The sequence below is a fragment of the Bradyrhizobium sp. IC4060 genome (assembly GCF_020193715.1).
Classification (GTDB): Bacteria; Pseudomonadota; Alphaproteobacteria; order Rhizobiales; family Xanthobacteraceae; genus Bradyrhizobium; species Bradyrhizobium yuanmingense.
In genome coordinates this window covers 37,077-61,909 of record NZ_JADYVJ010000020.1, presented here as the reverse complement: position 1 = coordinate 61,909, position 24,833 = coordinate 37,077, and the positions used below count along the sequence as shown (strand labels likewise).

The 24,833-nt window shown below is 58.0% G+C and carries 14 protein-coding genes and 1 pseudogene; 12 read left to right on the top strand and 3 right to left on the bottom strand.

Annotation, left to right across the window (positions count from 1 at the left end):
- The first annotated feature begins 952 nt into the window (after positions 1-952).
- Together I6F16_RS34555 and I6F16_RS34550 are read left to right on the top strand one after the other, a co-directional pair.
- Positions 953-3,418, top strand: a complete 2,466-nt coding sequence (locus tag I6F16_RS34555; protein WP_225174417.1) for a CoA transferase — start codon at positions 953-955, stop codon at positions 3,416-3,418.
- A gap of 700 nt (positions 3,419-4,118) precedes the next feature.
- Entirely contained in the window at positions 4,119-5,462 is a 1,344-nt protein-coding gene (locus I6F16_RS34550) for an LLM class flavin-dependent oxidoreductase (protein WP_225174416.1), read from the top strand.
- A 179-nt stretch (positions 5,463-5,641) separates the two neighbouring features.
- On the opposite strand, the gene I6F16_RS34545 is transcribed toward I6F16_RS34550, so the two are convergent.
- Entirely contained in the window at positions 5,642-5,914 is a 273-nt protein-coding gene (locus I6F16_RS34545) for a helix-turn-helix transcriptional regulator (protein WP_225174415.1), read from the bottom strand.
- A 608-nt stretch (positions 5,915-6,522) separates the two neighbouring features.
- On the opposite strand from I6F16_RS34545, the gene I6F16_RS34540 reads away from it, so the two are divergent.
- The 4 genes from I6F16_RS34540 (at position 6,523) to I6F16_RS34525 (ending at position 8,803) form a co-directional block, all read left to right on the top strand.
- Positions 6,523-6,795 (top strand): DUF2285 domain-containing protein, encoded by a 273-nt coding sequence (locus tag I6F16_RS34540; protein ID WP_225174414.1) that lies wholly within the window; start codon positions 6,523-6,525, stop codon positions 6,793-6,795.
- 406 nt (positions 6,796-7,201) lie between these two features.
- A complete protein-coding gene (locus I6F16_RS34530; RefSeq protein WP_225174412.1) occupies positions 7,202-7,741 on the top strand; it encodes a DUF2285 domain-containing protein in 540 nt (179 codons plus the stop codon).
- A 220-nt stretch (positions 7,742-7,961) separates the two neighbouring features.
- Positions 7,962-8,096: a hypothetical protein gene (locus tag I6F16_RS38105; RefSeq protein WP_276573573.1), complete on the top strand. Its 135-nt coding sequence runs from the start codon at positions 7,962-7,964 to the stop codon at positions 8,094-8,096.
- Between the two features lie 224 nt (positions 8,097-8,320).
- On the top strand, positions 8,321-8,803 hold the full coding sequence (locus I6F16_RS34525; RefSeq protein ID WP_225174411.1) for a TauD/TfdA family dioxygenase: 483 nt from the start codon (positions 8,321-8,323) through the stop codon (positions 8,801-8,803).
- A gap of 1,098 nt (positions 8,804-9,901) precedes the next feature.
- Here the strand turns inward: I6F16_RS34525 and I6F16_RS34520 are convergent.
- Both I6F16_RS34520 and I6F16_RS34515 read right to left on the bottom strand, forming a co-directional pair.
- Positions 9,902-10,165 (bottom strand): hypothetical protein, encoded by a 264-nt coding sequence (locus I6F16_RS34520; protein WP_225174410.1) that lies wholly within the window; start codon positions 10,163-10,165, stop codon positions 9,902-9,904.
- Positions 10,166-10,308: 143 nt separating this feature from the next.
- On the bottom strand, positions 10,309-11,703 hold the full coding sequence (locus I6F16_RS34515; RefSeq protein WP_225174409.1) for an FAD-binding oxidoreductase: 1,395 nt from the start codon (positions 11,701-11,703) through the stop codon (positions 10,309-10,311).
- A gap of 905 nt (positions 11,704-12,608) precedes the next feature.
- On the opposite strand from I6F16_RS34515, the gene I6F16_RS34510 reads away from it, so the two are divergent.
- From I6F16_RS34510 to pimC, 6 genes and pseudogenes are all read left to right on the top strand, one after another.
- Positions 12,609-13,043, top strand: coding sequence for a hypothetical protein (locus I6F16_RS34510; protein ID WP_225174408.1), 435 nt, complete (start codon positions 12,609-12,611; stop codon positions 13,041-13,043).
- 79 nt (positions 13,044-13,122) lie between these two features.
- Positions 13,123-14,916 carry an ABC transporter ATP-binding protein gene (locus tag I6F16_RS34505; protein WP_225174407.1) on the top strand — a complete coding sequence of 598 codons (1,794 nt, stop codon included), beginning with the start codon at positions 13,123-13,125 and terminating at the stop codon, positions 14,914-14,916.
- Positions 14,917-17,588: 2,672 nt separating this feature from the next.
- Complete coding sequence (locus I6F16_RS34500; protein WP_225174427.1) at positions 17,589-18,437, top strand: acyl-CoA thioesterase II; 849 nt, start codon at positions 17,589-17,591, stop codon at positions 18,435-18,437.
- 466 nt (positions 18,438-18,903) lie between these two features.
- Positions 18,904-19,767 (top strand): annotated as a pseudogene (locus I6F16_RS38270) (acyl-CoA thioesterase II).
- Between the two features lie 1,661 nt (positions 19,768-21,428).
- Positions 21,429-22,562, top strand: a complete 1,134-nt coding sequence (locus tag I6F16_RS34480) for a mandelate racemase/muconate lactonizing enzyme family protein (RefSeq protein ID WP_225174406.1) — start codon at positions 21,429-21,431, stop codon at positions 22,560-22,562.
- A gap of 1,081 nt (positions 22,563-23,643) precedes the next feature.
- Positions 23,644-24,831 carry a pimeloyl-CoA dehydrogenase large subunit gene (gene pimC / locus I6F16_RS34475; protein ID WP_225174405.1) on the top strand — a complete coding sequence of 396 codons (1,188 nt, stop codon included), beginning with the start codon at positions 23,644-23,646 and terminating at the stop codon, positions 24,829-24,831.
- The last annotated feature ends 2 nt before the right edge of the window (positions 24,832-24,833 follow it).

Genomic DNA, 24,833 nt, shown 5'->3' with positions numbered 1-24,833 from the left:
GATGGGATCTGCCACGAAGAGTAGTCTACAAAGATGCAAGAACTACTACTTCTGCGGTCGCTGACGTCGTCGACTTGGCCGTGCCATGCTTTCCAGAATGGAAAGCCGTACTTGGAGTCGGGGCGAACTTTAGAAAGATGACAGCTTGATCGCTGCGCGTGGTGGAGATGCATTAGCGATGACGTGCTGCTGCATCCCACTTGTGTAACATCTTCCAATTTAAAAGGCCGACCTGGAACTGTTCCGGAGGAACGGCGCGCGGCTTGTGTCGGAGCTCCAGCAATATGCGCTCTACCGGACAGGAATGTCGCGTTGAAGATGCAGGAATTGCCTGGTGGATCTCAGACGCTGAAGTCCGGCATCGGATTCGAGATGATGGTGCTATGTGATGGTTCGGCATACCAGCCCCTGCACTCCAATGGCCCAAGCGGCCTGTGATCGAGCGAGGAAAGCGTAGGGATCTTTCACGACTTTTGTAAGCACTCTCGAACTGCTGATGAAGAATCGGGCCGTTTGATATGCGGTGTCGGGGCATCTCGTCTCTGTAGCGCTCCCTCTGTCGCAGTCTCCTACAGCGGCGGGTTCTGATGGTGCAAGGGGGACGGAAAGTGCATTTCACGGCTCAGAATCAGCCCGCATACCCTTTAGCAGGGCTTTCTCGCCGCTTGAGATAGATCACGTCGAAAGCATCTCGTGTGGTCTCGAAGCGAAATCGTTCGACACATTGCGCGGCGGCACGGTCCTTGCTGGATCCACGCAGCTTCTGTTCAGCAGGTCGGCCGAGAATCAGCGAGGCGAGCAGGTGCGTCAGAAGACATGCATGGCGCAAGTCGTGTGTCAGCTCTCACAACTCGAAAGCATCCGGGTGCGGCGCTCTCCAGAACAGTGTGGTGCTTACGGGCACCGCATCCGCAGGCTAGTAGGTTCCAAAGCATAGTTATGGCGGAAAAGAATGAAGCCTACCAAAGAGGCGTTGTCGCAGTTGCGAGTGGTCGAAATTGGTAGCTCAGCCGCGACAAGCTACTGTGCGCGGCTGTTTGCCGACTTCGGCGCCGAGGTTTGGAAGGTCGAGCCGCCGACCGGCGATCCACTTCGTTCCAGCGCTCCGCTGACCCCAGGTGGCCAGAGCGCGTGGTTCGCGTTCCTGAACTTCAACAAGTCAAGTATCGTCATCGATGCTGCCGACCCGGGAGCGGTCAAGCGACTGTCGCTGTTGATTGAGGATTGCGACATTCTGGTCGATGGCCGTGATGTCGATGGCGCGAACTGTCCGCCCGTTGATGTCTCCGCAATCCGACAACGGCGACCTACGTTGATCTACCTGGATGTGAGCTGGTTCGGCCACGACGGGCCCTATGCTGAAAGCAACGCGAGCGACTCGATCGTTCGCGCCCTTGCCGGTCTCATCAAGCTGGTTGGGCCAGTCGAGGGACCTCCTTTGCACGCGCCGGATTTCCAGACCGGTATCGTGGCAGGTCTATGGGGCTTTATCGCAGCTGCATCGTCAGTGTTTGCGCGAATGCAGAGTAGAGTAGGTCGATCGTACTCGCTCAGTATTTTCGAAGCGTGTATCTCGCTCAGCGAGTATCAGCTATTTGAAGCATTTCAGCGCGGCGACGTGATGCGCCGGATCGGCATCAATCGCTTCTGGCCGAACTTTCCAGTAGGCATCTATGAAACAAAGAAGGGGTGGCTCGGCGTCACAACAATAACCCCACCCCAGTGGCGTGCGTTCTGCGACATGCTCGGTCTTCCTCAATTGCGTGATGATCCAGCTCTCGTGCTCGGTGCCGACCGTCTGAACCATATGGAGCAGATCGAGCGACTGCTCATCCCAAGGCTTAGGAAGCGGACCGCGCAGCAGTGGTTTGCCGAGGGACTAAAGCGCAAGATCCCGATTGTACCGGTGCCAGAGATGTCCGATCTTCTCCAGGATAAGGAGAAGATCGAGCGTGGTGCAATCGTCCCAATTCTGCTCGGCAAGGAAAGAGCGCTGACGGCTGGCTCGATGCAGCGGCTGACATTGACACCGCCGCGCCGGGGCGGAAAGGTCCCGTGTCCTGGCGAGCGGCAGGTTCTGACGTACAGCCGATCGAACTCCGCAACAGGCGTGTCGATGTTCGTCGACTGCAGCGGTGCAGCCGAACAGCCTTTGCTGGGAACTCGCGTCATTGACTTTTCGATGGGCTGGGCTGGCCCATTGTGTACGCGGACCCTTGCTGATCTCGGTGCGGACGTTATCAAGATCGAGGCGATCCAGTACCCGGACTGGTGGCGCGGTGTCGATCGCCGGCCGGATTACGTAAACCGTCAGATGTACGAGAAGACGCTGCGCTTCTGCATGATGAACCGAAACAAGCGCGGCATCACACTGGATCTGACCAGACCCGAGGGCCTCACCCTTGCTAAGCGGCTGATAGCGGACGCCGACATTGTTGTCGACAATTATTCGGTGGATGTGCTGCCAAAGCTTGGGCTCGGTTACGAAGTGCTGAGAATGCTCAAGCCGCGCCTGGTGGTGATGTCGATGTCAGCCTTTGGCAAGAACAGCGCTTTTCGCGGTTGCCGAGCATACGGCTCGACGCTGGAGCAGGGCTCGGGGCTGCCGAGCGTGGTAGGAACTGCCAATGGGCCGCCGGTAATGAGCCACGTTGCGTTCGGGGATGCTATAGGTGGTCTGAATGGTTGCGCTGCAGTTCTTATTGCACTGATCCACGCACGCGAGACTGGGCAGGGGCAGTTTATCGATCTCGCGCAGATCGAATGCATGTTGCCGCTTGCTGCTCCATGGATCATTGTCCAATCGCTTTGCGGTACGTCGACAAGGTACGGCAATCGGCATCCTCAGTTTGTGCCGCACGGCTGCTTCCGCTGCGCCGGGGAAGACAGCTGGATTGCAGTGGCTGTCACCGACGCGGGTATGTGGCAGAGGCTTGCGAGCGTGATCGGCCGCGCAGACTGGGCTGCCGACCCCTCGCTGAAACTCGCGGACGGTCGCCGTTCGATAGAGGATACGATCGATAGGGCCATCGAAGCCTGGACGCGCATACGTGATGCAGATCAGGCGATGTTCCAGCTGCAGGCCGCAAGCATCGCAGCCGGCGTTGTTCGCCTGCCAATCGACCTGCTAAAGGATCCGCAACTAAGATCTCGTTCATTCTTTCAGGACGTTGAACGCGCGTTCATCGGTCTGCACCCGCAATCGTCGATACCGATTCGTGAAGGCGCACGGCCTCATTCGATCCGCCGCGCAGCACCAATTCTGGGAGAACATAACACGGAACTTCTGACCGGCCTTTTAGGACTCTGCGAGGCGGAAATCGCTGATCTCGAGAGGAAGGGCATCATCGGGACGAGAATGCTCTCGGAGGTGGAGCTGACGCAGAGACGACGGTCTCAAGAAAGTTCGAAGATATAGCCTCGCGTTTACGGGTGGCCCTCACGCAAGCTTGAGGATAGGTATTCTTACGCAGTCATAATCGAAGTTGCCGGGTCAAGGGAAGACTGGATTGTCTGACAACAGTGCAGTTGCACTTGCACTTGTGACATTGGCGTCGGTTCGCGCGCCATGCGCTGGATAGAATATGTAGATCCGCATGCCTTTGCGCGAAACGATCCCAGCTTGCCTTAGGAGCGGCCTTAAAGATCGCCGGTCATCCTGACTGGATCAGCTGGCCAGCCTACAGTGCAAATGAGATCGTTGTCGTCCATGAACTCGAACCGCGCCCATCACACGAACCTCTGCAGGCCGGTCGAACCCGTAAGATCGAACGTCCTGGAGGTCGGCTGCTATTCGGGTAAAGTCCATAGCGAGATGAAAGTGGCACTGAAGTCAACTACCAGTGCTCGCCGTTGATCCGGATATGTACCCGTGTCACCTATCCTTTCGACGTCCGCCGCATAAGAGCGAGACCGGCGTAATATAGCTTTGCGCGAAGGCTAAGTGAAGGAGCAGAAGCAGCAACTCGTAATCTGTCCCGAGGGAGACTTCCATCGGCTGCTTTGTTGGCCCTGCTGATTTGAAAGAACATCGCGCGGTGTTTAGGTCACAGCATGTGGGTTTTCGACCGATGGGCCGGTCGGTCCTACATGAGAGGCGTTAGAGAGAGGAGTACGGCATGGCGCGTAATGGTCAAATGGCGCTCGGACTATACGTCTTACAGGCTGGATACATTGAGGGCGCTTGGCGCGATCCGAGCGTGCCGGAGACGGCCGGAGTCGATATCGAGCATTATGCGCACCTTACGGCACTTGCCGAAGGCGCGGCATTTCACTTCGTGTTTCTTCCAGATAGCCCAAGTGTCGTCGAACGTGATGATGCAAACATAGCGCGGGCAGGGCGAAACGATACGTTTGAGCCGATCACGCTGTTGTCGGCTCTTTCATCACAAACGAAAAATATCGGCTTCGTTGCAACGGCAACCACGACGTATCACCAGCCTTATCATCTCGCACGTATGATTGCTTCCCTTGACCACCTGTCGCACGGGCGTGCCGCTTGGAATATCGTTACCTCCGGAAATAAGTTCGAAGGGGCGAACTTTGGTGATGAGGAAATTCCAGAGCATGATGCGCGATATGAGCGAGCTAGAGAGTTCGCGGGCGTCATGAAGGGGCTTTGGGATACGTGGGAAGACGACGCCTTCGTTCGTGACAAGCAAAGTGGGATCTTCGCCGATACGACGAAGCTGCACGTCCTCAATCACCGTGGAACCTATTTCTCGGTCAGAGGCCCACTAAATATCGCACGGCCGCCCCAAGGCTACCCTGTACTCGTCCAGGCTGGCTCATCCGAGGCCGGAGTCAGATTCGCTGCAGAATTTGCCGAAGTTGTGTTCACAGCCCAGCCTTTGCTTCAAGGCGGTAAGCAGTACTACGCAGATCTAAAGGAGAAGGCTCGCGGGCTGGGGCGCGAAGACGATCAGGTGTTGGTGATGCCGGGCATTGTCCCGATTGTTGGGAGGACCAAGCAGGAGGCCTCCGATAAGCTTAAGAAACTGCAGTCCTATACACATACAGACGTCATGACGGAGACGGCAGATCGGTGGCTGGGGTTCGTCACCGACCTCCGTGCGATCAATCTGGACTCGTTAGTTCCGGCCACTTTGCCGGAGACGAATTTCATTCAGAGCCGCCAGAAGGTGCTCCTCGAGCTAGCAGCGCGCCAAGGAATGACCTGGAGACAGTTGATCCGCTTGATATCGAATTCGCGCGGACATCTAATGGCGGTCGGGACGCCTGATGAGATAGCCGACATCATGATCAATGCCTTCGATCAATATGCGGCCGATGGATTCAACCTCATTCCCGCGATCGTTCCGAGCGGGCTCAAAGATTTTGTGGAACTCGTCGTTCCTGAATTGCGTCGACGCGGTAAGTTTAGGTCGGGAACCTCCGGGCGAACTCTTAGAGAAAACCTCGGGCTCAAGCGGCCACACAATCAGTTTACGCGAGCGGCGTAGGCCATGCTTTGGCTACTTGGAGGCAGAGCGCGCTGAGCGCTGTTGAAGCGGAACCGTGCTGATGCAGCATAGCTGGAGCCGGAGGTCTGAATCGCGGTCGCAGGTTCGAAGCGGCCACGTGAGGCCGCTCCGGCTCGTCTGCGCCCGTGGTTAGCTACAATCATGGCTCTCTGGAATAGTTATTTCCTATTCCGGCACTGGCGGGCCGGCTTGCGTCCTCTAGACATCATCGGCTTGGGGGGCATCGCACTCTTGGCCGGCTCAGCGAACAATTCGGACAAGTGAATACCCAAAGTCGCGGCGATACGGTCCAAAAGATCAATGGTCGTCTGCTCAATGCGCCCCATGTATGAGCGGTCGATCCCCGCATCGTAGGCCAATTGCTCTTGCGGAATGCCGCTCTCTACGCGGATCCGGCGCACATTCCAGGCCACAAGCGCACGAGCGTTCATGCGCAAAGGCAGCCATTCCGATGATTATCAAACCACTGGTTATAGCCACACTATTACTATAAGCTCACACCCGAAAATTTGGCTCTCGTAGCACTGTTGCTTTCAGGAAGCAGGGCACCGTGAGACGCAGTGGACCCCATCACAGGCGCGCTCACTTCGCGAGCGTTCGCTACTGGGGGGAGAGCAAAATGGCCCCAGAGGTACTACGGCTTTTTCCGGGCACCGCAACCAAATAAGGTGGCCGTCAGCTGGAGCTCGAAAAGTGAGCGAATTCTTTCCACTTGGCTGCCTTTAGGCGCGGCCTTTCACCAAGGGGGGAACGACGGGCGTCCATTCCGTTCCGGGAGGGTGAAGAGCAAGGACGGCCTAAGCTGTGTGGCAAATATGCGATCAGTCGCGGTATGGACCGCGAGTGGATCCAGCGCCGATGGAAGAGCGCCCAGAATGGAGTCGCCAAGTCATTGTAAGCCGATATGCGGTCGCCGTTACGACGTTGGCCGAAAAGCAGCTTGGGGCCGCGACGATTCGAGCGGTACCAAAATCGCCCCAAGTTCGTTATCGTTGCTTCGATTTCGATAGCTTTTTCAACTTGGTAGGAGCTTCAGGGAGTGCCGGCCAATCCGAAGATCGCAGAATTGGCGCCGAGCGCGCACGAGCTCACGTCATATGACAAGGAACACGCGATCACCTATATGCGACTTCTCGATGCCGACGCTGACAAGGCAGATTGGCGCGAAATCGCGCGCATTGTGCTGGGGCTTGACACGACCCTTGAACCGGACCGCGCGCGACGCACCTTCGAAAGTCATCTGGCTCGGGCCAAGTGGCTAGCGAGCCACGGCTATCGTGATCTGCTCCGAGGTGGTTGGCCCAAGGAATGAACAGGGCGGGTAGCAGGATCGACAGAATTTCTAGCAACCGCAAAAGATGATCGTGGTATCGATTAAGTGCATGCAAGGCGGGCGCACGGTACGCATGCAACCGTAAAGCGCCACAATCATCGGCTGCAGTTCACCGCGTGTGAAGATCATGCGGGAAATGGAGAGATGCCCAATACTGACTGGAGATCTGAGGAGGCTTACAGCGGCCTCAAGAGCGCAGAAGCGGCCGACCTGGCCTGGGAGTGGCTGCGCCGAGATCGCGACTACCAAGAGGATTATAGGCGGTTACCTCGCCGCGAACGTTCAAGCGCAGCGGCGGGCCAGTTCCGGCGGAAGTGGGGGCTCTCGTTTTCCAGCTGATCCGGAAAAGACTTTCGACAAGCAAGCAGTCTTCTGGGCGCCCGAGGTGCTGCCGACCGTAGTGGCTGTGCGGGCGGTCAACTGTAGGGCGCCAAAGAGCTATCAGGTCGATTTCGCAAATCTGCCGGCCAGTGAGCTTCGTCGCGCGCCGGACGGATGGCATGCCATCGTGCCGCTCGGCGGCACGAAGCATCGCCTTTTCCTGAGCGAGCTTCCGGCGAGCGGATATGCTGTCGCCCTCGATCTGCCACTCGACGCTAATTTCGAGCTTCGCGTGCAGGCCGCGCGTCGACTTTGGCGAGCGCTTGAGCGTCGGCCGCTCGGCACGCCTCCTCTTGCTTTGCCGGCTTTGAAGCAGCGGCGGCTGATCCTCGCGCTGCGCGCACTGGATGGATGGCAGGAAGGAAATAGCTATCGCCAAATCGCGCAAGGCCTATTTGGAAGCCATCGTATTGCTAAGCGGGGATGGAAAACAGATGACCTGCGCAGCCGGACCATTCGACTTGTTGAGCTGGGACGGCGCCTCATGCGCTTTCGGTGCCGCGCATTGCTCGACAAAGGCAGAGGCAGGGATGACAGTCCATGAGCTCTCAGGCGATAAATGGCATACATCGATTCTGTGCAGCCAATCTTCTGCTGGCATGGCAGGATCGCGCATTGGATGAGATCTTTGCGTTCGATCTCCCACTCTTTTGCATCGGGTGCTGCAAGAGAGAGGCGCTATCTTCGTAAGGGTTTGACGATTCTGCTCGGATGATTTTCTCAAGTATCGCGCAGCTTTCTTTTAGCATCACGATAGTGAAAGCATGATCATGAATAATGTCATTCCGCGATCTGACATCGTCAAGTCCGCGGCCCGGCCTGGTGCCGAGATCAAGAACATCAGGCTATCGGATGGATTGTCCGACGAGGTCATCGGTGCCATTAGCCATTGCTTCTAGAGCACAAAGTCATTTTCTTCCGTGATTCGGGACATCTCGATGCCGAACAGAAGCGCTTTGCCGTTCGCCTCGGCTCCTGATACCGCGTACGATAGAGGGAACATTGACCCCGGGCATGCGCTGGGTAGCGGCAGCGGCAGTGCCGACCAGATGCACACGGATGTTAGCTTTGGTGACCGATATCCTAAAATCTCGGTACTGCGACGGCGTCGTGATCCCGCCTGATGGCGATGACATGTATCCGGTCAAGCACTGCGGCCGCATATCGTGATCCTCCGGAGCCGCTGCGGATCCTTGCCGACAACCTCTGGGCGGGGCACTGCAGCGCCTATGATTGCACCGTGGCCAGGCACGCGGTCGAGACGGATACGCAGCAATTTGATGATGTCCTTACCGGAACAATCTGCGAGACTGCGTGTCCAGTTGTGCGCATCCATCCCGAGACGGGCGAGCGCTTGCTGGTGCTCGGACATTCTGTGCAGAACTTCGCTGGCCTGGAGAAATATGCCAGCCAGAAGCTGTTCGATCGGCTTCGATCCTACCTCACGGCGGAAGAAAATACTGTGAGCTGGAGCTGTAAGTCGGGCGACGTTGTAATCTGGGACAACGGTGCGACCGAGCGCTACGCGATCGAAGGATCCAGCGGTCGACATTGCGTGGAGAGGCGGACTGCTATCAGGGTGACATGCCCGTCGCTGGTCCCCTAAGCGCGGTGCGCACTAGGTCAAAGCCGCAGGCGGCCAGGGCCGGCTAGTTTGGGAAGCTTATCATTGATGGTGCGAAGCTGGGTCGCGCCTCATCCATTTTGGTGCAGGTTGAGGCGTAAGAGCCCGCCTGGTGATCCGCGGGTCCTTGACTAGCGCAGGGGCTTCTCGATCAGCTAGCCACCCGGTATGGCATTTGTTGTTCATGAGCCCGGTCCCGTACATCGGCCGGCCTCGTTACGGGTTTGCCGTTTGGACCGATGGCGATTCATGCAGCGTCCGCCGGAGTGAGTCCGGCAGTCCCCGTGACGCTGGCCGCGCAGTATTAGCCTCCCCCTCAAACCAATCGTCGTGATGCGTCATTAGCGAGAGGGCTGCTGGTACGACAGAGAACCATGACGCCTTGCGCTATCCGAGCTCATTTTGCTGAGTTCGCATTCTTGGTTGGACAGGGGCGGCAAGGGTGGAGGGGCGGGGGCCTTGCTGGATTACGATCGGCTGAGGCTAACAGCCAATGCCCGTATGGCACTGGCTTTCTTGTGAACCAACTGAGGGAACCGGGACCGAAGGTGGATGCCACCGAGGGAGAGCTGGCTCGGATCCTCAGGATCAATCCGAATGCGAAGGTTCTTTGCTCCATTCCGGGCATTGGTCCATAGCGGCTCCGGCTCTCGCTGCGACCCTGGCGGATCCGACCACGTTTAGTGCCGGATGAGGCCTGGCATGGCCCGACGGCTAAGCAGAAGTCTACCGCCGGGGAGGATCGGTTCGGTCACATAACGAAACCGAGCGCATTCCTATCGGGCGCCCCTTGTCATCGAAGCGGCGTAACGTCGTCGGTTAAACAAAGGTGTGCTCTCGACCCGTGGGCGGCTGGATCGAAGCTCTACTTGAACGGCCTCTGCCTATCGCCGTGGTCGGTGCCAGCACCTTGCGCCTTGCGTCGCAAGAGGTTGTTCGACGCCTAAGATGGCCTCGAGGCGTGCAAGGGAACTCACCAGTCTCATTCCCGTCAGGAGGTTGGCCGCTCGATCGGTTGAATGTGGCGCGCGAGCAGGTTACAAGCCTGATTCACGTCGCGCGATCGCAGTGCTTGCAGGATCAGTCGATGATCTTGATTGGGCCGGTGCTCGCCAGTCGCAATTGCACGGCATTGCAAACAACAATTGGGAATTTTCTGTAGCCCGTCGCGAGCAGCCGCGCATCGCGAAAGCGTGCCACTAGGGCGAAAGGCACGGTTAGCAGTTTCAATTCCTGAATTGTTCGCGCATTGCCGCCATCGATTAGGCTACTCTTTCCGAGCCAAATGGTGAGAGGTGGGCTTCGTTTCGCATTCGGTAACGCGACCAGCTCGAGCGCGTGCATCTCGGCGATCTCATGGGTGCCGGTGCAACCTGTACACCACGAGGGAGCAGGGCAATGACACGGTGTTGGGCCTCCACTTGCAGAAAGGCCTTACGCGCGTTCGACCGTTCCGACCGAGATGGCCGCGCCGCCCCCGCATCCTCTCACATCGTGAAAATTCGTCCTGGGTTCAGGATGTTGTTCGGATCGAGCGCTCGCTTGAGCGTACGCATCGCTTCGATTTCCTCCGATGTCCTACTCATCTTCAGATATGGTCGCTTAACTATGCCGATGCCGTGTTCCGCTGAGATCGATCCGCCGAATTCGCCGGTGATCTGGTAAGCAAGCCTCTCCAATTCGTGCGTCCTGTCGGGCGTGTGCTCGTGATGTAGCTCGATATGCAGGTTACCATCGCCGGCGTGACCGAAGACGATCGTGAAAGCGCCGGGGTCGATCTCCTTAATACGGGCGACAATTGTCTTCACATACTGATCCATCCGGTCGATGGCGATACTGACGTCGAGAGCGATACGTGCGGCATAAGGAAAGGTCCGGGCAAGTTCTAAGCTGCAATCGCGGATACGCCATATCGCTTCTGCAGATGCATTAGACGTCGAGAGCGTCGCGTCAAGGATCATGTTCGCGCGCATTGACATATCGAGCAGCTTGTCGAGATTGGCATGGATACGATCGGCATCGTCACCAGAGGCCTCGATCAAGACATAGAAGGGATAATGGACCGGCAGCGGCCGAACCATACCATTCACACGCTCGAGCGCGAGGCGATAGTACTCGTTCCACATCACCTCAAATGCCGTCAGTTCTCCGCCCAGAAGTTTTCGCGCCATGCCCAAGATCGAGATGACTCGTGCAAAGGAGGGAAGGGCGCAAAGCGCCACTTGCCGCTCCCGAGGAGCAGGAAAGATGCGCAAGGCTGCTCGCGTCACCACGCCGAGAACCCCCTCGCTGCCGATGAAAAGCTGCTTCAGGTCGATGCCAGTATTGTTCTTGATGTATTTGCGTAAGCCCTGCAGCACCATGCCATCGGCCGTAACGACTTCGAGGCCGAGGATCAAGTCACGCGTCATGCCGTACCGAATCACGCGATTGCCGCCCGCATTTGTCGAGATGTTGCCGCCGATAGTACAGCTACCGCGCGCGCCGAGATCGAGCGGGAACATGTAACCTTCCTGCTCGACCCGTTCCTGTATCTTTTGTAGCGGGGTGCCGGCCTGCGCCACGGCTGCGCCTGACGAGGTGTCCACCTCCTCGACCGCATTCATAAGTTCCATCGACAGCACGATTTCATTCGGATTGGGCAGGGCGCCGCGCACCAGCCCGGTCATGCCGCCCTGCGTCGTCACCGGCACTTTTTCGCGGTGACAGAACCAAAGCAACGCCGAGACATCTTCCGTCGTCCTAGGACGGACGACGGCTCGCGGCTGGGCGACCGGTCTACCGGTCAAATCATGGTAGTAGCGAGGGTCAATGTCCGCGCCAGCCAGCACCGAACCCTTGCGGAGCGCCTTGCATAGTGCGTCGATGAAGTTGTCGGTCATCTCCCCTCACTCGATCAATCATCATGGCATGGCCCCTTGTTAGAAAGCTGCAGTGTTCTCGTTGCCTACCGGGCGATGTTCTCAGCAACCCTTATTGATATTCGTCGGGAGCTTTAAATCTTCTCCGCGCATTTGGGCCGATCTATCTTTATTGACAACCCCGGAACGGCCCACTGTTGCGTGTCTTCCAGACTAGCAATCGACGTGCCACTCGTGGAATTTGATGCGCGCCTTGCTTCCATTGGGTCTGCCGCTAGGGTCAGCTCAGCCGCGCACGACGCTCGCCGCAAGGCGTTTTTCCCAGCGCAAACGATCGCTGCTCCTGTTCAGTTTCTGACGAAGGTATGACGGCCGTTGCGTTTAAAACAACCAAGCGTCACCTGCTGATCTACGGCTTTTCTTATCCCAAACAACAGCTTCACACGTGTGCAAGGTGCTGGCACGGTTGTTGCTACCCAAAGGCAGCGATAGCGACGCAAGACGATCGGTGCTCTTTTTAGGCGGTGTTCGACTCGTGGATATTCGAACTATCGGACGCAAGTGTCGTTCGCTGCGGCATACCACAACGCCAGTTCGGCTGCACTGTTGCATGGATGCTGGAGCAGGAGACGGTGAAACGGCCAGACCCAGCAAATTTGTTGCCGCCAGAAAACCAGCGCGTGCACAACGCCTTCCATCTGAAAGGAAACTCGCGGCGTATCTTGACGTCACCAAACAGTTTTCGAACTCCACGTCGTGGAGGAAGAACAGAAGCAACGCGAATCGCTTTCGGGCTCCCGAATCCTGCGGCCGCAAAACGGGGTGTCGTATGCGTGCGCTGACGCGACAAGCCTGTAGCAGGGATGTCGCGCTTGGTTCATCGAAGGACCTGTGTGCAATCGGGAATACGCACGTTATGAAAGTTTATGATGCGATCTGAAGCTCCTCTTTGGCGTTCCGCGACGGTTACGCTCGTTGCAAGCAGTACTGCCAATTCAGCGGATCTTGCGCCGGAAGTGAAGATCCTGCAGGGGCTGTGGAGCTTGACAGGAGAATCTATTGGCGGGCTCTTCGGCGGTGACGATGACCAGAAATCCTTCGGTGACTACGGTCCATCAATCTACCACGACTTCGTCGATACCCCTGTGTTCTTGCAAGATGACCAGATCGGCTACAAACGAGCCCGCCGAGGCGGCGTCACTCGAGCCGGCGAGAATTTCCGCGATCATGTCTTATTCAACGATCGCGCGCTTAGTTCAGCTGTTCTTGCAGGATTTTCGGTCGGGCCATTGACTCCCTGCCTTGATCGGGGCCGACGTCCCGCTCTCCCGAAGCACCCAACAACGCACCGTTTCCAATGACACTCCTGTCGTGCCTTGTGCTGCCATGCGTCAATTTAGACGGAGACGGCCCGCGCTGTGAGTGCGACCGGATTGCGCCATGATCGTTTCCGACGGCAAAGGACCCGCCACTTTCCGCCAGGTGATCCCCTTCGTGTTCGAGCGCTGGCTGAAGCAGCCCGTCCGCCTCACCATCGTCTTCGCCAGCTTCTTAGGTGCATCCGTCGCCGAGCTGTTCGTGCCGGTCTATTCGGGCCATCTGGTCGATGCATTAACGGCGGGTCCGTCCGATCTGGCCGCACGGCATGCGGCGCTTGTTGCGTTCGGCGGCATCGTCGCGCTGGGGCTCGTCTCGCTCATCCTGCGGCTTACTGGCCAGCAGGCGATTGTACCATTCACGCTCAAGACGATGTCCGATGTGGTGCGCGAAGCCTTCATGCGGGTGCAGCGCTCCTCGACCGATTGGCACGCCAATTCCTTCGCCGGCTCGACCGTGCGCAAGATCACGCGTGGCATGTGGGCGCTCGACCTGCTCAATAATACCGTTCTGATGGCATTGTCGCCTTCGCTCGCCGTGCTTGTGGGGGCGATGATCCTGCTGGGCCTGCGCTGGCCCGCGTTCGGCGGCGTGATCGCGGTCGGCGCGGTAATCTATGTGGCGATCACCATAGCGATGACGATCAGCTATATCGCGCCAAGTGCACGGGTATCCAATGCTTGGGATACCAAGATCGGCGCCACGCTGGCGGATGCGCTCACCTGCAATGCCGTGGTGAAATCATTCGGCGCGGAGGCGCGCGAGGATGCGCGGCTCGACAGTGTCATCAACCGGTGGCAGGCACGCGTATCGCGCACGTGGCTGCGTAGCAACGCAAGCGGTTTGTTGCAATATTTGATGATCTTGTGCTTGCGCGGTTCGGTAATCGGCGGCGCTATCCTGCTGTGGATAGCGGGGCGCGCTTCCCCGGGCGACGTCACCTATGTGCTGACCAGCTATTACCTCATTCACGCCTATTTGCGTGAGGTCGGCATGCACATCAACAATCTGCAGCGTTCGGTGAACGACATGGTGGAGCTTGTTACGATTAGCGGTGAGCCGATCGACATAATCGATAGTCCGGGCGCCAAGCCGATCGATATCCAGGGTGGAAGGATAACATTCGAGGACGTGACCTTTAGCTACGGTGGGGACCGCGCGCCGCTTTATGACGGCTTGTCGATCGACATCCGAGCGGGCGAACGCGTTGGGCTGGTCGGCCGATCTGGCTCGGGCAAGACCACGTTTGTCAAGTTGGTGCAGCGCCTCTATGATCTCTCGGGCGGGAGGATCCTGATTGACAGTCAAGATATTGCCAAAGCGACACAGCAATCGTTGCGCAGTCAGATCGCGATCGTGCAGCAGGAGCCGATCCTGTTCCACCGCTCGCTGGCGGAGAATATCGCCTACGGTCGGCCCGGGGCCAACGTGACGGCGATCGAGCAGGCAGCGCGGCTCGCCAATGCGCACGACTTCATCCTGCGGCTGCCGAAGGGTTATGGTACGCTGGTCGGCGAGCGCGGTGTAAAGCTGTCGGGGGGTGAGCGGCAGCGGGTCGCGTTGGCGCGGGCGTTCCTCGCTGACGCGCCGGTATTGGTTTTGGACGAGGCGACCTCGAGCCTCGATTCGGAATCGGAGGCGCTGATTCAGCAGGCGATGGAGCGATTAATGAGGGGGCGCACTTCGATCGTGATCGCGCACCGGCTCTCGGCAGTACGCAACCTCGATCGCATTTTGGTGTTCGATCGTGGTGAGATCGTCGAGCAGGGCACTCACGACTCCCTGGCTCGGGCCGGCGGCATCTATCGACGGCTGTTCGAACGGCAGGCCAGCGGTAGGGCCTCGGCGACGAGTTAGCCCGGCCAATTGCGGACCTAAGCGGTGCATCGAAATCCGGCCATCGGAGGCCTTCAGGTCACGGCTGCATGGTGTGTCAACTTGAGTGTCTTTGGGAGGCGCTATCCAGATGGTCGTTCCGAGTGACGTTCCCGCTTCCACGCAAGGGGTGCGATCAAATAGGGACTATATCGGCAGAGCTTAGTTGGCGCATTCGTCAGAAGTGACGCGGCCATCAAGATCCAAAGGGCGTCGGCGTCTAGGGCCTGTCACAATATTGCTTGAGCTTCACGAAGGCCATTTTTGGTGGATTGAGATCGGCCTATAGCGGCAAGAACAGGAGGCGCGCGTCGGCGGTTATGAGGCGAGCCGCCTCTTCGTTCTTATGTTTCCACAATTGTCGAGGATTAGCATTGCGCAGCATGGGAACGAGAATGTGCTGGACATCGGCAAAGAAATACTTGGCATCCGGCCGTCGCGCGCAAAGGGCATTCGATCCCTCGCGGTTCAGGCGCGCAAGGAACGTCGTGGTTTTCCAAGCCGTTTGGCGTATGGCACGAAGGCGTGTGCACGAGGTTCAAGGCCTAACAGCAGCTCATTGCCATCGCGGGCCAGGTGTGTCGAGGAAAATCGCGCGCGGCCGAGCCTCTTCTGCGGCCCAAACACGAATCCCAGCGCGCTCAGAAACTTCGGCGGCAATCCTAATCACTGGCGAACCTGGCATGTTTTTGACGCTGATTGATCAGCGGAAAAGAAGCGCGACAGCATCGACTTATCGGTCTCAATGCCATCGGTGGCTCGCCTATCACGCGGGCGTGCAGAAGCTGCAGGCCATTGCCATCCGACCTCTGATCGGCGGGACCGGTTCGGCGAGATTATTCCAACGAACCGCTGATGGAGTTGGCAACACCTGATCCGGCTCGACAGCATGCGTTCACCGCGAGAGACCGAAGCCGTTCCCTATTCGTGGCGTGATCGCGAAGCGATTCTTTATAGGCTTGGCAACGGCAAGGGCTGCGATAACGAGAAGTAGCTGCAGTTTGTCAACGAGGCATTTGCAACACCGAAGCCGCTAAAGGTGGTTCCGAGTTTTGCCTCGGTCTGTGTCAGGGGAGCGCGACCCGGTGGCATCGACCTCAACGGGCAAGGAGAAGGCGCGATCATTCAGAACGAAGTTGTCGTTAGAGATGGCTCGTGTGACAAGATCGTCACGATCCTTTCTTCGACATTTGCGAGGGGCGAGGGCGGCTGTGGCGGGCCATCGGAGGGGATGCCCAAGCCGCATCAGATACCCGGCCGAGCACCGGACAGATCAATCGATATCCCGATCTCACCCGACTAAGCGCTGATCTATCCTTTATCGGGCGATCGAAATCCCTTACACATCGATCGGAATCCAACCGCCGAGCGGGCTTTACCAAGCCCATTCTCCATGCATGTGCACCTATAGGCTGACGTGCAGGGCCGTGTTGCAGACCTATGCCGACTACGATCCCTCCGCCTTTCATCGGCATCGCGTCCGCTTTTCTGCCGGTGTTTTCTGGTGAGCTCATTATGGTCAATCTCTGGAACGATTTCCTTCCAAGCTCATGCTCGAGAGCGCCAAGTTACGTCGCCATCAATGGGCAGACGCTGCTGAGCTGAGCTGTCTAGGTAGATGCTAATGAATTGGCGGGGCACCCGTGTGGCCTTAGACACCGAAGGAATCGACCCTGCCGGTATCGCGCGGCGGCGCTTGGGGCGCCAGTGTTGCTTGCTTCAAGCACGATCAAAGGGCGCGGAGGGCGCAAATCTCAAAAGAGCCGCCCTCTGCTGCCGCCTGTTGATGCATCTGAACGATCCGGCCGCGCTTGGAGGCCTATCAGCCGTGGAAACTGAGATGTGAGCGGTAATCTACTACTTACGGCGCGCGTGCTGCGAGTGTACTGCTTGAGACCGAACTAAGGCGGTGAGCCTCGCTAGGAGAACAGCCGTGCCTGCCATTGAGGATAGAGCTAGCGTGTAGCCTGTTGTCCCAACCCTGACCTTGGTGGCCGCGCTGCGCGGCCGTTGCCAGATGCAAACCGGGCGGTTGGCCAGCTAGCGCGCACTCTTGGCGCGAAGGATGAACAGCTATAGCGCTGGTCAGATGGGCCGCAGTTCGTCCAGCGGGGAGCGGCACGGAGGCGATCCATTGCAACGATCGACCTCAAAGCTGCCACGGGCATGCCTCGGAGACGCAGGGGTAGAAGGCGATTACGAAATCAGCGGCCGCTGTCTGCCTATTTCTGTGTATGACAGCGGGGACGAGGGTCATCGCCAAAAGTTCGCACGGGAGGCGGCGGTTTTCGTTCGCGCGTCGTTGTCGTGTTCAGCCGTGTCCGGTTTCAGCTCTCTGTGTTTGGAGCGCGACGCAAGGCTAAAATATGGGCGCGACACGAGTAGATGGATTTGCATCTCCTCAGCATGCCCAACGTCTTTGGCACGCCGATTGCTGCAGCAGCCATAGAGCATTGTTGCGAAATGCCCGCGTCCTGGAGTTCATGAGAAGGGCTCGATCTATCCAAATCGATGCCATAGACAGCAGCCGCGTGCCGTTCCGCACATTGCGGTTGCGGCATGCGATTCGAAGAAACGCCCCAAAATCTCGAAATTGTTAGGTTCGTGGCTGTGCCATGCCCGGGAACGACGCCGAAGAAACAGAAACCACGTCAATGTCCCAAAGCCCGATCGACCTGCTCGCTATCTTCGACGTGGAACAGATCGAAAGCAACCTATTTCGTGGCAAGAATCCGAACACCAACGCTCAACGGGTGTTTGGCGGCCAGGTAATCGGGCAAGCGATGGTCGGGGCATGCCGTACAGTCGAAGGTCGGCTACCGAACTCGCTGCACGGCCATTTCATCCGGCCCGGCGACCCCCAGGTGCCGATCATTTACCAGGTCGAACGGGTGCGTGAGGGCAAGAGCTATTCGACGCGCCGCGTCACCGCAATCCAGCATGGCAATGCAATCTTCTCCATCATCGCGTCGTTCCATGCCGGGGAGGAGAGCGCCTTTGACCACCAGGACAAGATGCCCCGCGTGCCGCTGCCGGAAAAGCTCGTACAGGAGGAATTGCCCAAGCAGCCGCTGTATTGTGAAACGACGGAATTCATCCGGCGCTACTACGCGATAGAGTTGCGCCCTGTCGAGATCGGTCGTTACGTGGGGCAGAAAATTGATGACGGTCGCGTTCATACCTGGATGAAGGCCGCAGGGAAATTGCGCGACGATCCACCGCTTCATATGTGCGCGCTGGCCTATGTCTCCGATTACTCGCTGCTCGATGCGGTGACGGCGCGCTATGAGCGCCCACTGTTCGACAGCCGGATTATGATTGCAAGTCTCGACCACGCAATGTGGTTCCACCGCCCCTTTCGGGCCGACGAGTGGCTACTTTACGCCAAAGAGTCGCCGAGCGCGCAAGGCGGACGCGGTCTCGTGCGCGGCTTAATCTTCAAGCCAGACGGCACGTTGGTCGCGTCTGTCGTCCAGGAAGGTTCGGTCCGCGAGGGACGCTGAACATTTTCCATGCGCGTATAAACGTGATGTAAGTTTTCGAAGAACCCTGTGCCCTCGATCCTCCGGCAGGAGGGGGTAAGCCTCTTCAAGGTGCATTGTGGTGTTCGGCTGTGTCAGGTTGAGGTCTATGTTGAAAGTCCAACAGCAGGCGTAACTCTGTTTTCGGTGTGGCATGAGGACATCGATCTCGCATCTCTTCAAGTATACGTGTCTGGTGGCATGGTGATTGGTGGGGAAGGCTAAGTATCGTTGGAAATGCAGGACGCGATAGGCCCGGCACAGGAGCTCAAATGGGCCTCCTCGATTTCGATAATCAATTAGCCAAGGTACCGTAGCAGTTTGGGGGCTTAGCGGCGAAAAAGATGGACGATAAACAAAAATCCCTCCCGGGGTGTCTCGAAAGGACGCCCTTCGTCGACTGGGTCGCCAGACCGTGGTGATGCCGAAGAAAAGCGAGAGCGCGTCAATGTCTAAAACCTCGATCGGCCTGCTCGCCATCTTCGACCCTTGAACCGATCCAGGTGAACCTGTTTCGCGGCAAACATCTAAAAACTCGCTCGCAACGGGTGTTCGGCGGCTAGGTGATGGGACAAGCGATGGTCGCGGCATGTCGCACGCCGGACGACAGGCTACCGCATTCGCTGCATCATTCAAACGGGTGACCCGCAGGTTTCGATCATCTACCAAGTTCAACGGCTGCGCGATGGCAAGAGCTACTCGACGCGGAGCGTCACAGCGACCCAGCACGGTAAGGCGACCTCTCCATCGTGGTGTCATTTCATGCAGGCGAGCAGGGCGCCGTCGATCACTAAAAATTCGATCCCCTACGTTCCGCCGCCGGAAAGGCTCATCGCCGAGGAACTATCCAAGCGGCCGATGTTTCCCAACATACCCGGAATTCATCCGCCGCAACTATGACCTCGATCGCCCGATTGAACTGCGTCCGGTCGAGGTCGGTCTTTATGTCGGTTAGAAGATCGGCGGCGGCCTCTTTCATATCTGACTCAAGGCCGCAACAAAGCTGCCCGACGATCCGGCGTTAAATATGTGCGCGCTCGCCTATGCCTCAGATCTGTCGCTGTTCGATGCTGTGACGGTGCGCTATGGCCGCTGTTCGAGGGGCACATGATCTCGGCGAGCCTCGACGACGCAATATGGTTCCAACGCCCGTTTTGGGGCTGACGAATGGCTACTTTACGCCAAAGGGTCGCCGAGCGCGCAAGGTGAACGCGGCCTTACGCGTGGCTTGATCTTCAAGCGTGGTGGCATGCTGGTAACGTCCGCTTCTCAGGAGGGCTCGGTGCGCGAGCGATGTTCGGTTTCCACGTGAGCAAAACGTTCAGCGACCGGCAACCACGCGCCCTCAACGCCCGTCAGCAGGATAGCCATCCTCAGCATCTGCGAGGGCGTGGACCTTGATGTTGCGTGTGCGAGCGGCCAAAGACTTGTTTCTGAACCCGCTTTGTCCGCTCCCTGTCGAGAGATGCGCTTTTGACGTGCGTGAAATCGATTATTCGCGCGTCCGTACCGCGCCAGGCCGGCAATCTCTCGGAAACGTGTTTCGCGTCCGGGAGTACAAAGCAAAGCGATTGTAGATTCTCGCGGAGGACCATATTCGGGCGGGAATCACACTAGCGACAGCGACTCTTCAACAGATTAACGATGACGCTGATTACGGGGGGATCATTTGCGCGCGACCCCACGGACATCCGTTGGCAAGTGGGAGACGTTCCGCGGCCACTATTCGTCTCCCGACCACAATGAAGCACCCACGGTCACAGCCCGCGCGAAGACCCAGATCTCTTCGTTGAGCCGATCCAGCATGGTCGCCGCTATTTATGTGCTTGCTGCGCGGAAGCGGCAGGCAGGAACCAGATCTCACCGGCGTGCGGCCGCAGCGGTCATGCATGCAACGCAGCTCTACAGACATTCGATGATGTTCGGCCGCGATGGCCCTGCCAAGCGGAGGCTGGCCTACACGGCTCGAACATCGCAGGTCTTCAATTTAGCTCGTTGAACCTCAGCTGGATCTCAGCGCCGCAGTCCGCGCCAGAATAGCAATAGTCCTTCTGTCGATTGATAGTCCTCACCAGAGTAGGTAGTGTCGAGATTCCTTATCAACGATGTACAGCGATACTGTTGCGACTTACGCTAGGTCGCAAGACGCAACTGGACCAAGACCAAGACGCAACTGGACAAAGTGCACCCATGAATCGCCTATTTGATCCGCTGTACATCCCACATCTGCTGCAGGTATATGATTATGCCGCCTCCACAAAAGACACGACACGCGATCGTACTGACCACGTAAAAAAAGGTCCCCACGTCTCCAACTTACAAGTCTGATCGCGTCTCAACGATCACGGCACAACATTTAGAGGAGAGGCCTCGATAAAAAGCGGCGACGTGGCCTTGTGCAAGTCGTTTCGAGAGTATGACCTTTCGCGCTCCAACCTCTTCGAAGGCATAGTCAAAATTGGCAGTAGCATGCGATCGCTCTTTGCCATGTCCTCGATTTTTGTTGTAGCAGCGATGGCAGTTGGACCGGTCGTTGCGCAATACGGGTATGCGTCTCAATGAAGCCAGGGATATCGGCTGAGGCTCGCAAGGCGTCCAGTACTCGCAACCTCGGCGATGATCATGCCCACGAGCGCCGCGCGCCTGAAAGCGGATTGCAGCCATGCGACCACGATTTGTGCTATTCGGGGATGCACAGCGAGAGACCGTGCTGCGCGGCTCGCATGGCTGCTGCCTGGACGACAATCATTGCCCCACCGTGGTAGCTACCGGTGCTCTTCGTGCACGAACGGCCCGTATCTGTGTCCCGTTTCTGACAGCTCTAAAATGATCTTCAATGCACCGATCGTCGTTTCCTATCTGCGAATACTCCTTAAGCAAAAGCTTAATGCGTTTAGACGCGCCTAGCGCCGTTGCCTATCAAGCGACTACCCCGAGTGAGAGACGTAGCAGCACTGTAACAAGACAAAGCCGATGAAGATCACGAACGTTCGCACTCATGTCCTTCAAGCCGCGCTATCGGAGCCTCTCGCCTCCGCGCGTGGCTGGTACGATACGCGTACAGCGATGCTGGTCGAAATCGAGACCGACCAGGGTGTTGTCGGGTGGGGCGAATGCTATGGACCGGCGGGGATAACGGCCGCCGTGGTCGAGAGCGTCGCGCCATGGCTAATTGGCGGGGATCCGCTGCGCACAGAGTATCTCTGGCAAATGATCTATGCGCGCCTGCGCGATCACGGCCAGAAAGGTGTCGTGATAGAGGGCTTGAGCGGTATCGACATCGCGCTCTGGGACATCAAGGGCAAGCATTTTGGCGTTCCGGTGCATCAGCTGCTCGGCGGCGCGCTACGGACTCACATCGTCGCCTACGCGACTGGCCTCCAGCGACGCCAAGCTGAAGATCCGACCCGGTATCTGGCCGAGGAGGCAGCGCGCTACGTCGCGGAGGGATTCTCGGCGGTGAAGCTCAAGGTCGGCTTCGGTGTGGAGGAAGATGTGGTCGCGACACGCGTCGTGCGCGAGGCGATCGGGCCCACTGTGTCGCTCATGGTGGACGCGAACCACGCCTTTGACAGCGTCGCCGCGATCCGCCTGGGCCGCATGATCGAGAAGTACGATATCAGCTGGTTTGAGGAGCCGGTCCCGCCAGAGGATCTTGCCGGCTATTGCGCGGTAAAGGCGGCAATCTCGATCCCGATCGCAGGCGGAGAATGTGAGTTCACCCGCTTCGGGTTCCGCAACCTGTTCGTCTCGCGCGCGCTTGATATCGCGCAGCCCGACATTTGCGCGGCTGGCGGGTTGTCAGAATGCAAGAAGATTGCCGATATGGCAGAGGTGTTCGGCGTCCGTTGTACTCCGCATGTTTGGGGCACCGGGATTGCAATTGCCGCGTCGCTGCATCTGCTCGCCGTTCTGCCGCCGCACACGCGGTCCTCGCCCATATCAGTGGCGCCGTTGCTGGAGTTCGACCGAACCGAAAACCCGCTCCGGCAGGCGATTGTCACCGAGCCCATCGAGCACACTCGCGGCATCGTCCCCGTCCCTAACGGGTCGGGATTGGGCATCGAGATCGATCGCAAGGCGCTGGCCCGATTTACTAGGCGGTGATCAGCCGCAGCGCGCGTTCGCAGCATTGCTGATTGGCCGGGCGCTAGTCACTCAACTCTCGCGACCCCGCTACGCATCTCATGATCCGGGCAGACGGCGAGCGATGCTTCTCCCGTCCTCGCTCACGTTCATCCCCGGTCCGGAGCAGCATTGATCAAGGGCAGGCTGATCGACGCAGAACCGTCGAGCTAGATGCTGACGTCGATGGTCTGCTTAGGACCGGCTATTCCGGTACGCTGCGCGTCGAACGAGCTGGCAGGTCGACGATGGGAGCATCGAGAACTGCGCGAGCACCGGAAGTCGTACTGGATCTCCTCGCTCGTGAGCCGTCGTTTCGAAAGCGCCTCAACTGCGCGTCTTGCTAGCGCAAACCCGAGGCTTCTGTATTCGACCGTTCGCAGGCCCACAGGACTCGGACGGCAGTCGAACGTTAGCCCACATCTATTCGCATCGAGCTAAGATGCAATGAACGCTAGCAAAATGTGGATCAGCCGGCCGCGGGGCTATGAAAACGACGGTCGGCTGTTAATGCTTGTCGGATCTCGCACAGCGTACGATGTCTGTTCCGTCCATAACGCCGGTGATTGTTCGCGAATTACAGATCATTTTAACTGGCACGACCGTTGCTACAGACCTTGGGGCAGAGCGGTGGCAACACTGACAAGGGGCGGCTGAATGCATTTGGGAGTACAGGATGGGCGATGTTCTCGCTCCCAAGATTCAGGATGCCGATTCCTGGCGGAGAAAGAATGCGGGAATAGCTAAGCAATCTTCTCAGGCTCGCTTGACGGGAAGTAAGACGCCTCTAGTCATCACAGTTTGCGACAAACTGAAAAAACGAGAAGTCGAACGCGGACATAGGGCACCATCGTCTGACGGGTTCGCGGGGACCAGGAAGTGGAATCTTTGGTGTCGCGACGCAAGGGCGTGGGTAACAGGCGGATGCTTTGCCCTCGTCAGCCCTCTCGATAGACTTCGCGTTCAGCTCCACCTCTCCTCGAGGCCGCCTCCAATTGGCCTGAGTGGAGAAGGCGTCGCTATCCTAACGCGGCCCCACTTTATTCGGTTGCAGGAGAATTCGATGGATCTTGTATTCACCGAGGAAGAGCAAGCCTTCCGACATCAAGTCCGGCAGTTTCTGCGCGATAATGTATCGCCGCAGGTGCAGCGCAAGATGATCGAAGGTCGCCATGTCTCGAAGGAGGAAATGGTGACATGGTGGCGCATCCTCAACAAGAAGGGGTGGAACGTTAGTCCTTGGCCGAAGGAATACGGCGGCACAGGCTGGAGCTCGGTTCAGCATTACATCTTCAGGGAGGAGCTGCAGATGTATCCGGCGCCGACGCCGCTCGCCTCTGGCGTCGGCATGGTGGGCCCTGTCATCTATACCTTCGGTAATGAGTCGCAAAAACAATATTACCTACCGCGCATCGCAAACGTGGATGATTGGTGGTGCCAGGGTTTTTCGGAACCCGGCGCTGGCTCGGATCTCGCCTCGCTCACGACCAAGGCCGAACGCAGGGGCGACAAGTGGATCATCAATGGCCAGAAGACCTGGACGACGCTCGCGCAGCATGCCGACATGATCTTCTGCCTCTGCCGCACAGATTCTAGCGCTAAGAAGCAGATGGGCATTTCCTTTATCGTGTTCTGCTTGGATTCCAAGGGCGTGACCGTGCGTCCGATTCAGACCATCGATGGCGGACATGAGGTCAACGAGGTCTTCTTCGATGACGTCGAGGTGCCCTACGAAAACCTAATCGGAGAGGAGAACAAAGGCTGGGACTACGCAAAGTTTCTGCTCGGCAACGAACGCACCGGCATTGCGCGGGTTGGCGTCTCGAAGGAGCGCATCCGGCGCATTAGGGAGCTGGCCGCAAACATCGAAAGTGGCGGCCGGCCTATAATCGAGGATCCCATGTTCCGGGAGAAGCTCGCCATCTCTGAGATCGAGCTGAAGGCACTCGAGCTAACGCAACTGCGCATTGTCGCCGACGAAGGCAAGCACGGTAAGGGGAAGTCAAATCCTGCGTCCTCCATGCTTAAGATTAAGGGCTCACAAAGCCAGCAGACCGCGACTGAACTCATGATGGAGATGATCGGGCCATTCGCTGCGCCCTACAACGAACATCCCGATTCGCCGGATGAAGCGATGGACTGGACCGCGCAGATAGCGCCGAGCTACTTCAACAACCGCAAAGTCTCAATCTATGGTGGTTCCGACGAAATCCAGCGCAACATCATTGCCAAGGCGGTGCTTGGGCTCTAACG

Coding starts and splice junctions, on each gene's coding strand:
- I6F16_RS38105 (WP_276573573.1), top strand. CDS start 7,962: ATGATCATGAATAATGTCATTCCGCGATCTGACATCGTCAAGTCCGCG.
- I6F16_RS34550 (WP_225174416.1), top strand. CDS start 4,119: ATGGCGCGTAATGGTCAAATGGCGCTCGGACTATACGTCTTACAGGCT.
- I6F16_RS34545 (WP_225174415.1), bottom strand. CDS start 5,914: ATGAACGCTCGTGCGCTTGTGGCCTGGAATGTGCGCCGGATCCGCGTA.
- I6F16_RS34480 (WP_225174406.1), top strand. CDS start 21,429: ATGAAGATCACGAACGTTCGCACTCATGTCCTTCAAGCCGCGCTATCG.
- I6F16_RS34555 (WP_225174417.1), top strand. CDS start 953: ATGAAGCCTACCAAAGAGGCGTTGTCGCAGTTGCGAGTGGTCGAAATT.
- I6F16_RS34515 (WP_225174409.1), bottom strand. CDS start 11,703: ATGACCGACAACTTCATCGACGCACTATGCAAGGCGCTCCGCAAGGGT.
- I6F16_RS34505 (WP_225174407.1), top strand. CDS start 13,123: ATGATCGTTTCCGACGGCAAAGGACCCGCCACTTTCCGCCAGGTGATC.
- I6F16_RS34525 (WP_225174411.1), top strand. CDS start 8,321: ATGGCGATGACATGTATCCGGTCAAGCACTGCGGCCGCATATCGTGAT.
- I6F16_RS34520 (WP_225174410.1), bottom strand. CDS start 10,165: ATGCACGCGCTCGAGCTGGTCGCGTTACCGAATGCGAAACGAAGCCCA.
- I6F16_RS34510 (WP_225174408.1), top strand. CDS start 12,609: ATGATGCGATCTGAAGCTCCTCTTTGGCGTTCCGCGACGGTTACGCTC.
- pimC (WP_225174405.1), top strand. CDS start 23,644: ATGGATCTTGTATTCACCGAGGAAGAGCAAGCCTTCCGACATCAAGTC.
- I6F16_RS34500 (WP_225174427.1), top strand. CDS start 17,589: ATGTCCCAAAGCCCGATCGACCTGCTCGCTATCTTCGACGTGGAACAG.